Source organism: Bremerella cremea (assembly GCF_039541315.1).
Classification (GTDB): domain Bacteria; phylum Planctomycetota; class Planctomycetia; order Pirellulales; family Pirellulaceae; genus Bremerella; species Bremerella cremea.
Genome location: NZ_BAABFZ010000005.1, coordinates 508,168 through 521,342 on the forward strand (window position 1 = coordinate 508,168; position 13,175 = coordinate 521,342).

Annotated in this window: 13 protein-coding genes; 8 read left to right on the forward strand and 5 right to left on the reverse strand. The window is 55.2% G+C overall.

From position 1 onward, the window contains the following. Positions 1-54: 54 nt before the first annotated feature. Positions 55-579, reverse strand: coding sequence for a ribonuclease H family protein (locus ABD890_RS18970; protein ID WP_345093466.1), 525 nt, complete (start codon positions 577-579; stop codon positions 55-57). 300 nt (positions 580-879) lie between these two features. Between ABD890_RS18970 and ABD890_RS18975 the strand changes: the two genes are divergently transcribed. The 4 genes from ABD890_RS18975 to ABD890_RS18990 all read left to right on the forward strand — a co-directional run bounded on the left by ABD890_RS18975 (position 880) and on the right by ABD890_RS18990 (position 3,664). Next, positions 880-1,176 (forward strand): acyl carrier protein, encoded by a 297-nt coding sequence (locus ABD890_RS18975; RefSeq protein WP_345093469.1) that lies wholly within the window; start codon positions 880-882, stop codon positions 1,174-1,176. 27 nt (positions 1,177-1,203) lie between these two features. Then, positions 1,204-1,791 (forward strand): DJ-1/PfpI family protein, encoded by a 588-nt coding sequence (locus ABD890_RS18980; protein WP_345093471.1) that lies wholly within the window; start codon positions 1,204-1,206, stop codon positions 1,789-1,791. 522 nt (positions 1,792-2,313) lie between these two features. Beyond that, the gene (locus ABD890_RS18985) at positions 2,314-2,688 is read left to right on the forward strand and encodes a hypothetical protein (protein WP_345093473.1); all 375 of its coding nucleotides are present in this window, start codon (positions 2,314-2,316) and stop codon (positions 2,686-2,688) included. A gap of 76 nt (positions 2,689-2,764) precedes the next feature. Continuing rightward, positions 2,765-3,664 carry a DUF1559 family PulG-like putative transporter gene (locus ABD890_RS18990; RefSeq protein ID WP_345093477.1) on the forward strand — a complete coding sequence of 300 codons (900 nt, stop codon included), beginning with the start codon at positions 2,765-2,767 and terminating at the stop codon, positions 3,662-3,664. 116 nt (positions 3,665-3,780) lie between these two features. On the opposite strand, the gene ABD890_RS18995 is transcribed toward ABD890_RS18990, so the two are convergent. Together ABD890_RS18995 and ABD890_RS19000 are read right to left on the reverse strand one after the other, a co-directional pair. Continuing rightward, a complete protein-coding gene (locus tag ABD890_RS18995; protein WP_345093480.1) occupies positions 3,781-5,010 on the reverse strand; it encodes an anhydro-N-acetylmuramic acid kinase in 1,230 nt (409 codons plus the stop codon). Positions 5,011-5,146: 136 nt separating this feature from the next. Beyond that, complete coding sequence (locus tag ABD890_RS19000) at positions 5,147-5,923, reverse strand: gamma-glutamyl-gamma-aminobutyrate hydrolase family protein (protein ID WP_345093484.1); 777 nt, start codon at positions 5,921-5,923, stop codon at positions 5,147-5,149. 511 nt (positions 5,924-6,434) lie between these two features. On the opposite strand from ABD890_RS19000, the gene ABD890_RS19005 reads away from it, so the two are divergent. After that, positions 6,435-7,553 (forward strand): 3-oxoacyl-ACP synthase III, encoded by a 1,119-nt coding sequence (locus ABD890_RS19005; protein WP_345093487.1) that lies wholly within the window; start codon positions 6,435-6,437, stop codon positions 7,551-7,553. A 20-nt stretch (positions 7,554-7,573) separates the two neighbouring features. On the opposite strand, the gene ABD890_RS19010 is transcribed toward ABD890_RS19005, so the two are convergent. Next, positions 7,574-8,935 carry an MATE family efflux transporter gene (locus ABD890_RS19010; protein ID WP_345093490.1) on the reverse strand — a complete coding sequence of 454 codons (1,362 nt, stop codon included), beginning with the start codon at positions 8,933-8,935 and terminating at the stop codon, positions 7,574-7,576. A gap of 236 nt (positions 8,936-9,171) precedes the next feature. Beyond that, a complete protein-coding gene (locus ABD890_RS19015) occupies positions 9,172-9,459 on the reverse strand; it encodes a PAAR domain-containing protein (protein WP_345093493.1) in 288 nt (95 codons plus the stop codon). Between the two features lie 397 nt (positions 9,460-9,856). Between ABD890_RS19015 and ABD890_RS19020 the strand changes: the two genes are divergently transcribed. The 3 genes from ABD890_RS19020 (at position 9,857) to ABD890_RS19030 (ending at position 13,089) form a co-directional block, all read left to right on the forward strand. Next, complete coding sequence (locus tag ABD890_RS19020) at positions 9,857-10,372, forward strand: hypothetical protein (protein WP_345093496.1); 516 nt, start codon at positions 9,857-9,859, stop codon at positions 10,370-10,372. Between the two features lie 249 nt (positions 10,373-10,621). Further along, complete coding sequence (locus ABD890_RS19025) at positions 10,622-12,385, forward strand: hypothetical protein (RefSeq protein ID WP_345093499.1); 1,764 nt, start codon at positions 10,622-10,624, stop codon at positions 12,383-12,385. A gap of 89 nt (positions 12,386-12,474) precedes the next feature. Continuing rightward, positions 12,475-13,089: a class I SAM-dependent methyltransferase gene (locus ABD890_RS19030; protein WP_345093502.1), complete on the forward strand. Its 615-nt coding sequence runs from the start codon at positions 12,475-12,477 to the stop codon at positions 13,087-13,089. Positions 13,090-13,175 lie beyond the last annotated feature (86 nt).

Consider the following 13,175-nt stretch of genomic DNA (forward strand, 5'->3'; position numbering starts at 1 on the left):
GGTTTTCAGTTGGGGGAGATTTTCCGAAATACTGCTCACGAAATCCACTTTCTGTTAGGCACACGCTGCCAGGTCTTCAAGGGATCCGTGATGTTCCACTTCACGCTGTGCTTTCTGCAGTGCGAAGTGGATGTCTTCGCCCATCGAGGCGAATTGAGGCCATGGCTCGGTCCGCCCCGAGTCGGTCAGCGAAGATTCGCTGTACTTGGCCGTCAGGCGGTGAAACTGGCGAGCTTGAGCTACCCGGCCCCACAGGTCGTGGTTCCGTACGGTCGAGCGGCGGCCCATGCGTTCCACCTTGAATCCTTGGTCTTCCCAGGCACGAAGGCCATGCCGAATTCCATTGAGGATGTATCGCGAAGGTGTCAGCAGCAAAACTCGGCTCGGTTCTGGAATCGCTTCCAGACCGCGAACCACTGCCAACAATGCCACCCGATCGCCGAAGTGATTCATCTCGAAGTCGGACTCGGCAATCTCGAATTTGCGGTCAGCTCGACGCAAAACAAACTGCCAACGTCCACCTTCGATGTCGCTTCGCGAGCCGGTGGCGAGGAGATATAGGGGAGTACTCTCTCTCATCGGTTCTCTTCAGGGGGGAAAGAACATTCGTCATAACTGGTCGTTGCCGCACCAAAGTGCTAGCAAAACTGGCTGTCACGCCTTGCTTATCGGCAGCGATAACCTAGCCGCAACACTCTAACCAAACGTTTTTCCTTACCTTTTTTACCTGTCTTGTGAGGCGAGCTCGCATAAACCGACCTGGGCAAGGGAAGTTGCGACTCGAAACTGGTATCAAGGTTTTGCTAAAATCATGCCGACCACTAGCGAAAAGCATGTTGTCGTAATTGCTGGCCAGGCAGTTGCGACGAAACGACCTCCATGCTGAGCGAATCCCCACTCGCCTGGATAGAAGGACCAATCGCCGTGCATGACCAAGAAGTGTTTCAGTGGCTACAGACGAAGATCGCGGCAACGCGTCAGATTCGTCCGGAAGTGGTCCAACTGGATAGCTCGTTGGCGGAGGATCTCGTACCCGATTCCTTTGAATTGATCGAATTGGTGTGCGAGATCGAGAAAAAATTCGGCTTCACCGTCGACTTCGACGAGTTCGCCGGCATCCAATCGGTACGGGATGTCGTGCAGTTCATTCAACAACGCAGCCAAGCCCCCCATTGATTTACCCCAAAGGAGATGAAGCCCTAGATGGCCGCTAAAAATATCTTGATGCTCGTCGGCGACTTCGTGGAAGACTACGAAGTAATGGTTCCTTTTCAGATGCTACTGATGGTTGGACATAACGTTTCGGCTGTCTGCCCCGACAAGAAAGCAGGCGAGAAAGTCGCCACCGCGATTCACGATTTTGAAGGGCATCAAACTTACAGCGAAAAGCCGGGACACAATTTCGGTCTGAACGCGACATTTGATGAAATCGATCCCGCAAACTTCGATGCGTTGGTCATCCCTGGCGGTCGTGCACCGGAGTACCTGAGGCTTAACGAGAAGGTGCTGGACATCGTGCGACACTTCGCCGATGCCGACAAACCAATTGCCGCCATTTGCCATGGTCCCCAGATCCTGGCAGCTGCGGGTGTGCTGAAAGGCAAATCGGTTTGCCCTTACCCAGCCGTTGGCCCGGAAGTCACCATCGGCGGTGGCGAGAACATTCCACCAAGCGATGGCTTCGACAACGCCCATGTCGATGGCAAGCTGGTCACTGGCCCTGCGTGGCCGGCCCACCCAGCTTGGATCCGATCGTTCCTGGAAGTGCTGGGAACCAAAATCGAACCGTAAGCTCGGCGATTCGATTACAGACGAACGCCCGATCGGGCTGCTTTCCTTCCCCTCTGGCATCTCAGCCAGAGGGATGCGGCGAACTCTCTTCTCGACGCACCATTCAGGCATGCTCTCTTAACCGATTTCGAGAGCTCCTCGGTCGATAATTCCCCACGTTCGGCGATGCACGCACAAATCTGCAGATTCACACTGCACTACCTTCAGGGGATGCATCTCTCTCTAAATAATCCCTTAGCGTGGGGGAACTGCCCCTTGAAAAAACTAATTTCACTTTATAATTGTTTCACTACTCAAATTGAGCCGTCTAAGGCCAGCTTACTCCTCGATGCGTGAAGTGCGGAATGGGCAATTCTTCGCGCGACGACCTTTTCACCTGCAAGAGTCTTGGGATTGTTCGGCCAATGGGCTGAAGTGCGGCATCCCAGGGGAACTATTTGTTCTTTTCATTGTGAGTCGCCTATGCATTGTTTCATCTCATCGCGTTCGATCTCTGCTTTGGTTTGCCTTGCCGCAATTGCCATGGTTGGCTGTTCGGGCAAATCCAAAGGGCCGGAAGTTTCTGGAACGGTTCAGTTCGACGGGAAGCCTCTTTCTCAAGGCTTGATCCACTTCGAACCAGAAGGTTCCCAGGGACGAAGTGCCGCTCGTGTGATTACCGACGGCAAGTATGCGTTCCCACCGGGCGACAATCTGACGCCAGGCACCTACAAGGTTTCGATCCGCATGACCGAGCCAGACAGCGGCCAGGACGCGGATGCCGCCATGAAAGAGGGCGTGAACGGAAGCTCCTTCAAGAACCCGATTCCCGCCAATTACAACGACCGCAGCGAATTGAAAGTCGAAGTCACGGCGGAAGGCCCGAATGACTTTCCCTTCGATCTCAAAGCCAAATAGCCAGCCTCCATGTGCCTGCCTATTGATCGATTACTCCCTTTTCTCATCCATCCAAGTCTGAGAGTCTAATTTCGTTATGTCTAAAAAGCGCTTCGGTTTCACCCTGGTCGAACTGCTTGTGGTCATCGCCATCATTGGCGTATTGATCGCCTTGCTTCTGCCTGCCGTGCAGCAAGCTCGCGAAGCAGCTCGACGTTCGTCCTGCCAGAACCAGCTCAAGCAAATGGGCCTGGCTCTGCACAATTATCACGACATCTACAATTCGCTTTGCTACGGCTATACCAGTTCGGTTCCTGCCGGTTCGGACCCAGGTGTTTCCGGCAATGGCTGGTGCAAGGCGTTGTTGCCTTATATCGAACAAAACAACCTGGTCGAAAAGTGGGACTACACCAAGACCTACCATCACGGCACCACCAACCTGCTGTTGATTCGCCAGGAAATCTCGCTGTATCTCTGCCCTAGCGACACCGCCACTAAAACCTGGAACAGCGTGCCAAATTACAACTATGCCGCGAACTATGGCACGACCGACCGCGTTCGTACCAATCCGCTCAACGGTGTCACCTTCCAGGCCGCTCCGTTCGAGGCGTTCGGCAACATCTACAAGTTCGCGTCGATCACCGATGGTCTTTCGAACACGATGATGTTGGCCGAAGTTCGTCAGGGCCAGGTCGACGGCGACCTGCGTGGGCTGGTTTGGTATGGCTATCACTCCGGTTTCACCACGCACTATGCTCCGAACACCAGTTCGCCAGACCAGTTGGCGTCGGGCTTCTGCAAGAACGCCGCGATGGAACCACTGGGCATGCCATGCATTAGCGGCACCAGCTTATTCTCGGCTCGTAGTCGTCACCCTGGTGGTGTCCAAGCGGTGCTGGGGGATGGCTCGGTGCGATTCATTCCAGAAACGATCAACATCGATACCTGGCGTGCGTTGTCGGGCATGCGTGACGGCCTGGTGCTCGGTCAGTTCTAGTCGGCAGTCCCCTGCCCCGCTTGCAGCCAACACCCCATCTAGACCTGCGAAACACTCCTTCGGGATCTGTCTTCGCAGGTCTTTTTCGTTCCTGGAAGAGAGAGCTTGCGAGAGCCTTAGACCGCTTCGCGTAGCGTCATCGTTTGCCGAGCGGCAACTTCGAGCTGGCTTAGAACGCCACGCCAGTTGCCGGGACTGCCAGGCGTGATTCGCCCGAGAATTCTGGCAGCGGTCGCCCCGGTCAGATCGGGTAGATTGCCACTGACTTGATCGATATGCAGGGCGGCGAAGATCGCAGCGATCGATGCCCCTGCCGCGCCCGAGATCCAACCTCGCGAGACCTCTGTCGAAACCGGAATCCCTGCGAACTTATCAGCCAATTGCTTCACAAACATCTCGCGCCGGGCACCTCGCCCCAGCACCACGATCTCGGCAAACTCAGGAGTCGGTGGGAAGTGATCTTCAATCTGATGATGAATCTCGCCGGCCCAATAGTTTTCGAGCGTTTGATTCAACGTCGTGCTCGATTGAATCAACTCTGGAACCTGATCGACGATTGATTCGATCAGCGTTGAAAGCTGGTTTTCAGAATCGGCGGCGATGTCGTAAGCGTCCGCTTTAAGCATCGTCTGCCGTAGCGACTCGACGAGCGATTTCCCGGCGGGCAACTGATGACCGCACATCGTCTGCAGTCGCTGGAGCAAGGCAAAGCCAGGTCCCATGCGGCGATAGGCAACGCCGGGGATCGGACGGTTCTTTCGGCGAGCCGGTAGATAGAACAGTTCAATTGCCTGATCGAGTCGAACCACGACCAACGGTCGAGCACTGATCGAATCGACGGGCCGCGTCAGCAGCAGCCACATCGGCAAGACATCAATCCCAGTGGCTGATCCGCCTTTGGCGATGTCGCGTTGCTCGAAGTGATCGATCACGGTCACGCCGGTCGATTCCGCGAGAATTGTGGGGTCGCCAACGACGATCGCCGAGCCGGTTTGTTTCCAGAACTCTCTGCCGAAAGCTGGCCCGCGCTGACCGATGGCCGTGACTTTTTCTGCCGAGATACCACACGAGTTCAACAGTCGTTCGACATTAACGACTTGCAACTCAGCCACCAGACGCGAAGCCATGCCAGGTAGTTGCGTTCCGGAAACCAGACCGGTGCCGCCTTGTTCAAGCAGTGTGCGAACATCGGGCGGGGTGCGAACGTTGAGTTGGTGAATGATGTCGAAGTCGGCGTTCAGACCGCGACCGTCGACTTTCAAAATGGAGGCACTCATGAAGCGCAGACAGGGAGTCATCGCGGTGCCAACAAAGTAGCGCCGCGCATGTTCCGCGAAACTCGACATTCCGAGTGTCTTGGCGGGCATCCGTGTCCCAGCGGGTTAGAGTGTGCGCAGTAAGAAGCGAGAAAAAGAGGGGGAAGCAGGAACCAATGGCCTGCGGTTCCTGCTTACCCCATGCTGAACGTGCGAGCTGAACTCACTAAACGGCAGCAACTCGAACGCCACCGGCTTTACCAGCCGCGACGCCTTCGACGAACTCTTCAAAAATACGCTGATCGAGGGCGGAAGCGGATTCGGCTTCTGGATGGAACTGGGTTCCAATCGCAAACCAATCTTCGTGAATCGATTCGATCGCTTCGATCACACCGTCTGGGCTACGTGCCGAGGCAATGAAACCTGGGGCCAATTCATCGATCGCCATGTGATGGCTGCTGTTCACGCGAACTTCGCCATCGCCGAAGATCTTTTCCATCAGCGTACCAGGGACCACATCCAGTCCATGGCGGTGATGCTTGTCAATCGTGTCGTGATGCGGCAAGGCACCCGGCAGGTCTTCCGGAATGTGCATGAACAAGTTGCCGCCCATGGCGACGTTGATCAATTGCATACCGACGCCAATACCGAATACCGGCAGACGCATCTGAGCGATCAATTTCATCATTGATCGGTCGGCATCTTCACGACGCGGCTCCATCATGCGGATGGAAGCGTGACGCATGAAACCGTCCCGATTAGGATCCAAATCCGGACCACCAATCAGCACCACTCCGTCCAGCCGGCTCAAAACGGCCTGCTGATCTTCGGGGCTGCTCACTGGGGGAAGGACCACAGGAATCCCACCTGCTGCAATCACTGCATCGTAGTAACCAGCAGAAATGAAGGAGAATGCAGGCCGGTCGTGGGTTGCATTCCGAAAGTTGGCATTCAAACCGATAACAGGTTTTGAAAACATCTGGGGACTCCTCGGGCGCTTCATGCGCTGAAAAAACGAAGATCCTCCCAAGGCCTAATAGATCGCTCGACTTCGGCTTGATCCAGAAAGAAGAATTTGCGAATAAGAGCTAACGATGAAAAACCAAGTTCGTCCAAAACTTTTCTTCATCTATGGCCGATAACTTTGGATGTGTAGTCCGACACATCTTTGGCTATGGCTCACTAGCAATCGCAGAGACCCGTCCTGGGTTATGGCTAAAGCGATGACCTCCCTATCATTGAGCCTTGATCAGATCGCACCGTTCCGTGCGTTCCCAGATCAATCACAAGATGCGAAGAGTCTACCGATCCGTTAAAGCTTGCCAAGCTTTTTCCATATCTTGTGCTTAAACTGGGCTGGCGTTGCCATATCTTCCAGCTAGCGATGCCACCAGACGCACTTTCTCATGGGGATTGGCCCACCGATTCACGACGGCTGGTCGGTTCTCTTGAGCCCTCAAAACCGATAGAATAACGGCTTTACGGGTTCCTCTTTTCCGCTGTCCAGAGTCGGCATGAAATATCAGAACGTCTGCATCGAAGGGCTGGGCTACTGCCTACCGGATGAAATCGTCACTTCGAGCGAGCTCGAGCGGCGTCTTGCCCCCCTTTACGAGCGACTTCGCCTGCCTGAGGGGCGTCTCGAGCTGATGACCGGCATTTCGCAGCGGCGATTTTTCCCCGAAGCGGTGAAGCCTGGCGACGTCAGTATTCACTCGGCTCGCAACGCGATGGCCTCTACCGGAATCGATCCCAACGACGTGGGGGCCCTGATTCATGGCTCGGTTTGCCGAGATTTCATCGAGCCAGCGACCGCGTGCCGCGTTCATCATGCCTTGGGTCTTCCGCAGGACTGCGTCGTTTACGATGTCTCGAATGCCTGCCTGGGGATCCTGAATGGGGCGATCCAGATCGCCAACATGATCGAACTGGGCCAGATCAAAGCTGGGATCGTGGTCGGTACCGAAAGTGGTCGTCACCTGGTAGACAACACGATTGCCACGCTCAACGAAAGCGAAAACCTCAGCCGCAACGATATCAAGTTGGCGGTTGCTTCGCTGACGATCGGTTCGGCAAGCTGCGCGATGGTGCTGTGCCACAAAGAACTGAGCCGCACCGGCAACCAGTTGGTCGCCGCCAGCGCCCGCGCCCACACCCAGCATCACGATCTTTGCCACAGCATCTCTGGTAAAAACGAGACTGGCGTCGGCAATCCTTTGATGCAAACCGATTCCGAAAAGCTGATGGCCGAAGGGATCGCCACCGGCGCGGCCACGTTCGCCGACTTCCTTTCGGAGACCGGCTGGTCGCCTGAGAACATCGACCGCTCAATTTGCCACCAGGTGGGCCTCACCCATCGTCGCCTTGTGCTGGAGAAACTTCAGCTTCCGGTCGACAACGACTTCGCGACCGTGCAGTGGCTTGGCAACACCGGAGCCGCAGCGCTCCCGACCACACTCGCCTTAGCAGCCCAGACGCAGTTTATCGAAGCAGGTCAGAACGTCGCCCTGCTCGGTATCGGCTCAGGCATCAACTGCGTGATGATCGGTGCCCACTGGCAAACAACGCTCGTGAGCGGCACCGGCGAGATGCCGCTGGGCATGCAGCGTGGCGGTGCACTTCAGGCCGGCTAGACCAACAGATCAAAGACTTCTTAGCGGAGACCATCTTCGACGATGGTCTCTTCGGTGACCTTGCTCACCTGGCGATCTTCGTCGGTGAGGCGAGTCTGTTTCCAGCCTCCATGCATGAACCACCCCATGGCCACAATCGCCATGACGATGTGCATCACCGGGAACGACCACCAGATTCCGTTCGCTTCCAATGGCGTGTGCTTCGACAAAATGTATGCCAACGGGAATTGAAGCACCCACTGCGACAACAGGGCGATCACCATCGAGATCAGCAGATTGCCAGAGGCCCGGAACGTCGCGACCATGCAAAGCTGGATCCCCAAGCCGCCCCACGCCAGGCACATCACCCGGATGAACTCGGCACCGTGTGCGATTACTTCGGGATCGTCCGGCACGAAGAACGCCACGATCTGCGGTGCGATGAAATAAGCGATTACGCCCACCGCAGAAAGAATCGCAAAGCCCCACGCGGCCCCAAGGATCGCAATCTTCTGGGCTCTTGCGGCATTGCCAGCGCCGATGTTTTGACCCACCAACGTCGAGACCGCCATGGACAAACCCATTGCCGGAATCATTACAAACTGCAGTACATTCGCGCCGACACCGTACGAAGCGATCGTTACTGTACCGAAGCTCGCCACCAGAAACGAAAGTACAATCAAGCCCAGTGCCCGAGTCGAAAGTTCGACCGAACCAGGTGCCCCCAGCAGAAACGCCCGCTTGATGTAAGGGAAGTCAGGCTTGAAATCCCGCAGTTGCAGCTTGATTCCGTTCTGGCCTCGTACGAACACCCACATACCGAGCAGCGCCGCAATGCCTTGCGTGCTGAGTGTCGCCAGCGCTGCCCCGCGCACGCCTTGCTCGGCAATCGGTCCCCATCCAAAGATGAACAGCGGATCGAGTACGATGTTCAGCAGCACTGTTCCCAGCACAATGAACAGTGGCACGGTCGTCTGACCAATCCCACGCATCAGGGCCTGAAACATGGCGAATAGAAACACGAAAATAATGCCGACGAACGAGACACGCATGAACGCGAGCGCGTCTCGATAGACATTTCCATCGACTCCCATCCAGTGCAACAAATGAGGGGCGATCAGATAGCCGGCTGTCCCCAGCACCACCGAAGTGAGAAAAACCATCAGCATGGTCTGAGCGGCGACATGGTTTACCATCTCTTGCTTGCCCGCACCCATGTACTGAGCTGAGAGGGTCGCTCCGGCAATCCCGAGGCCCGATCCCATGGCGATCACCAGGAACGTCACCGGAAAGCTGATCGAAACAGCCGCGACCGCCGAAGCCCCTAGTCGCCCGACCCAGAAGGCGTCGGTCAACTGATAAGCCGTTTGCAGAACGTTAGCCAGAATGATCGGAACTGCCAAACGAAAGAGCGCCGTGCCGATCGGCCCCTCGAGGAATAGCTTTTGTCGAGCGTGTTGCTGCATGGAAAGGTAAGAGGGACTCGCGGTCGATCAACGGAGAGATATGGGCAGTATTCTACGCGTTGCAGGCCAGTCCACCCACCACCGAGAGGGCGGGTCCACGATCTTCACCAAACTGCGGCTTGCCACCCTCGACTGCGGCCATTGCACTCCAGAAGCACTGCCAGGAAAAGAACTTAGCCACCAATCATCACATTGGGGCAGCCCATCACGACCGTTCCTCCATGGGCGGTGGAATCGCCCATCCGTGCTGCCGGCATAAAGCCAATGAAGACGGTTGATGAGCCCATCGCAATCACATCTGGCGGCCCCACGCACGTCGCAATATCTCCGACCCGAGCCGCCGGCATGAAGCCGATTAATACCTGGGGACATCCCATCGAAACCGGCCCACCCACATGCGGCTTCGGACCGTCACACATCGGGCAGGCATGCATATCTCCGATTCGGGCTGCAGGAGGCATCACAGGGCTCTCTATTGGAAGTCAAACACATGTGTACTGATCGGTGCCCATTATCAGGCACCTTTCATCACCACCTCTTGATTATCTACGAACTTGCGACAGGGTTGCCAACTTTTTCAAGCTTTCCTTCCCAACGTATCTTCCGGCCAGTTCGCAAGGTGTGCGCAAACCAGCCCCCATTTTTGCCGGTTTCAAGCAGCACCTGTTTGACGCTTTACAGAGACACCCCTATAACAACCACATACATCTCATATATATCCATCTACGTTCACTAATATTGATTTGATCGCAGCGTTTTCTCGTTCACTCTCTTCATAATGCACTATCAGAGCGACTTAAACGCTGTACTTGCATTCGCGTGTCTGTCTTTTGACTTGAGCGATATAAGGAACGATCTATGAACGTGTTGATTGGGAACGGAAAGAGTATTTCAGGCGATGGCTGGTTGAAATCGGCCTTAAAGCTAGGGCTTTTGGCCATCATGGTTGGCGCGGTCACCACTGCTTGGACCAGTGAAGCAGTGGCACAATCTGGTTCGCCGACGCCAGAAACGCGATTCTTGGATCCCCGCGATCCTCTGTTAGGCGCCCGCCCGCCGCAGACTGTGTATATTAACCCCAGTAATAATTATGTTACCGTTCAGGTACGACTGGTACAGCTTTACTACTCGTACTGGGATCCCAATGCCAAAGTGGCGGTTTACAATAAGCCGGTCTCGATTTACATCCCAGGCGTTGTCGCCCAGACGGTTTACACCGACGGCCAAGGTGTCGCGTCGCTTTACGTGAATAATCTCCCCGCCGGTACGCAGCAGTTTACCTGCTATGTCTCCTTTGCCGGGGGCGGCTACAACGGCACGATTTTGAACCCAGCGTCGGCTTCGTTTGCCATCATTCGGCAGTCTCCGTTCTAACGTGTCCCGGTAAACGATCTGAAGTTGAAGATTGCCCTGTAGGCATTCATTTCGCACCCCACCCACCAACCATCGCAAGCCGAGGGAATCTACGTCCAGCAGCGAACGTAGGTTCCCTTGCTTCTTTCTTTCTAACCCTCTGCCAACGGGCCGCGACGCCTAACCAATTACTGGCTTGGCCCCGCTCTTTCAAGTTACGATGGCATTCGATCACGATCGAACTTTTGCTCTGGTGAAAGGTGCCCTGCGATGTCCCGCGGTTACTTGATTCTTCTGATGCTGCTCTTCCCCACGATGTCACTGGCGGAGATGCCTTCTCCCATTTTGGATCAGGCAAAACTTCGACGGGGAAGCGAACTCTTTCCTCGAACTTCCATCGAGAAGAACTGGGCGCCGACCTATCAGATAAAATCACAAACCCTGCGGGTGCGCGGACACGAAGTCATCGACGTGTCGGCCGACGATCCGAGCCAACACCAAAGCGCAGCTGTCGATCCTTCGTTGCGACTTCGCTGGATCGGCGAGACTCAGGGGATTGCTTTACTGGCGGTCGAGCGAGAACTCGAAGATTGGTCGGGTAAATACATCCGACACAAGTATGCCCGGCTAAATCTTGCGAACATGACTTGGCTGGATCCAATGACACTTCCGGAGCCGAAAGGCAACGACAACTTTTTCGGGCCGGCCGCTGAACAGCCTCTCGAGATTCGCCCCCAAGCCGCGCTGGTTCTTCCCCAGGTTATGGTGGTCTTTTCCAAGGAAGTCATCTCCCGTGAGTCCTCCTTCGGGGAAGCCATTCGCTATTGGCTTTGCGCGTACCGCCCCGATCAATCTGAACCTGCTTGGATAAAAGCGTTCCCAGTGAGCGAATACGCAGAACGTTATCAAACGGTCGACTGGCGCCAGCACGAGGATCGAGTTGTGCATCTCACAAATTTCGGTTCGACGTTAATTGTATGTCCAAGCCCTTTGTCACCGCTGATCCTGATGGATATCGAGACAGGCGAATCGTATGACCAGATACCTGCAATTTGGGAATACAATCGAGCGTTCACGGGACCAACCGCTTCACTCTTTTACTTATCGCGGTTCGGGCTAGATTATGAGGTGGACGAAGTCGTCGACAATCCTATCGTGTGGGAAGACGAAGGCCCCCTTTCCCAGGAAGTCCTCCAAAGACGCATCGATGACCGGCTCGCTGGCGAACGTCGATTGCATCAAGGTCGCGAGCTATTTTATGGCAAGTACGAGGCCTATATTTCGGCCGGGCCGTTTCTCGTAACTTGGCCCGAGTCTGACGAATCCCGGCTGTTGGTTGCCGTTTCGCGTTCCGCTAAATGTGACCCGGGAGGCTATAGCCAGCCTGAGGAATGCCTTCTTTACGAGGTCGATTTAGGCAGCGACCTCTCTCTTTCAAGCATGACACGCTTACCACGCATGGCGAACGGATTGCCCTGCTTCCCAGTTAAAGAGAGTGCCCTCCTCGGCTGTGAGGTAGGTGCTCTGGCCCGAGTTCGACGCTACGAGGACGTCGTTTATGGGGAAGGCTTTGGTACGGCATTAGAAGACCTGGCATTGCCAGTCGAATGGTTTCGAGAATATATCCCCCGTGCGCCCAAGGCGTGGCACCATGCATTGCCGAAACAAGATGTCTTTGCGAAGGATCACAAATTCCTCTTTCGCCCTACGATTGCCTATATGATCGAACGCAACGATCCGCTGTTGCACCTACAGATCAACATCGTGGACCTGCAATCAGGACTCGACCAAGTCCTGACACTCGACTTGCCGCTAACCTTCCCCCTGCCTGAACCAACGCTTGGCAAGAAATATACTGCTGCAGATGGAACTGCCACTTATGTGCGGACGCCGGGGCCTTTTGGTATTTGGATCGATCAACTCGAGGTCACCGACAACATGCTCACGGTGATCCTTGGCAGCGATCGCGAGCGGAATGCGGTATCGTTTGATATTTCCAGCCTCTACCCTCAGGAAAGCCCCCAGGAGGAATGAACTTGCTCGTAACACTTAGTGCTAACGAGCATCGAAGGCTGTGGCGACTTGTCGCTTGGTTACCTTTCGATTGAAACCGCCAGGAATGCATGATGGATACGCAATCTTTTTGGAACGAACGATTCGGCCAGTCGGAATACATCTATGGCAAAGAGCCCAACGCGTTCCTGAAGGCTTCGGCGTTCTATTTTCCGCCAAGCGGGAAGGTGCTTTGCCTTGCGGAAGGGGAAGGTCGCAACGGCTTGTTTCTGGCACAAGAGGGGCATCAGGTCAGCGCTGTCGATCTTTCCACCGAAGGTAAACGCAAGGCGGAGCAACTTGCGGCGGAGAATAACGTGACGATTGATTACACGATCAGCGATCTGAACGACTTTGATTACGGCGTCGAACGTTGGGACGCAATCGTTTCGATCTTTGCTCATATCGATTCCGCTTCCCGCAGAAGTATCTATCCGCGGCTCGTCGAAGCCCTTAAACCAGGCGGGGTCTTTCTGCTCGAGGCTTACCATCCGCGGCAACTTGAATATGGAACCGGCGGGCCGAAAGACGTCGACATGCTGGTCACGCTCGAAAGCCTTCGACTCTGCTTCCAGGGAATGCAAATCCCGCATCAGGCGGAGTTAGAACGAAATGTCATGGAAGGGACATTTCATACCGGCAATGCCTACGTAACGCAGTTTGTTGCGTCAAAACCAGCGAGATAAGCCATTCTGCCCCCCTGCACTGGGCACAACCACGATCAGATTTGTTTTTAAAAATTGGCGTTCTGCGTTCGATTGTGTATTTACAA